The 989-nt window shown below is 59.4% G+C and carries 1 protein-coding gene; it reads right to left on the reverse strand.

Annotated features, from left to right (window positions below; genetic code table 11):
• Positions 1-77: 77 nt before the first annotated feature.
• Entirely contained in the window at positions 78-890 is an 813-nt protein-coding gene (locus ACW9IR_RS29495) for an alpha/beta fold hydrolase (RefSeq protein ID WP_457466134.1), read from the reverse strand.
• Positions 891-989: the final 99 nt, after the last annotated feature.

Here is a 989-nt window from a genome sequence, read left to right on the forward strand (position 1 = left end):
CTTTTGATCTTGTTTTTTTAAAGCAAAATCAAAAGATCGCAGCCTTCGGCAGCTCCTACAGGTGGATTTGTGTTGGTTTAGAGAAAGCGCAGCAGGGCGGCGACGATGGCTTCGGGGGCGTCTTCCTGGACGAGGTGGCCGGCGTGGGCAATCGGGTGGAATTGTGATCCCGGGATCATTTGATGTAACGCACGGCCACGTTCGATGGGTATCCACTGATCGTCTTCACCCCAGAGAATCTGCACCGGGCAGCGAATCGTCGGGTAGAGGCTTTCGGCTTCTCGGGTATAACGCTCGTCCATCTGCGCAATCTGCCGATAGAACGCCGCTTGCCCCGGCTCGCCCAGCCACGGCTGCACGTAGGGTGCGAGTTCGTCGTCGGGGATATCGCGGTGAATCGCCCCGCGAATATAGGTCGGCACGATGGCGCGCTGGATGTAGTCGGGCAGGCCACTGAACGCCGCTTCATGCTGGCGCACATGCTGCACGAACGGCGAACCCCAAGGCGTCAGTGCGACTGGATCGATTAGCGTCAGGCTGCGGTAGTCCTTGCCGTTGAGCAGGTGTGCGCGCAGCACGGTGGCGCCGCCGAAGTCATGAGCGACGACGTCGGGGTTTGCAATATTCCAATGGTCGAGCAACTGCGCCAACAGTTGGTTTTGCACGCCGAGGGAGACATCGGCGTCGGGCTGTTCGGAGCACCCGTAGCCCAGCAGATCGAAGTAATGCACGCGATGCGTGGCGAAAAAGTGCGTTGCGATCCGGTGCCACACGTACGACGAAAACGGCGTGCCATGCACGAACACCAGCGGCGGGCCGTCGCCGCGCACGGCGTAACGAATGTGGTGCCCGTTGAAGTCAAAGACCTGATCCAGCAGCCAGTCTGTCATGGGCCTGTCCTCTCGGCGGGTGAGAGCCAAAAAGCATAGGCGTAAAAAAACAGCCGTGAAGGCTGTTCTCTGGCAAAAAACCAATCCCTCTGTAGGAGC

This window comes from Pseudomonas sp. SDT291_1_S447 (genome assembly GCF_054070155.1).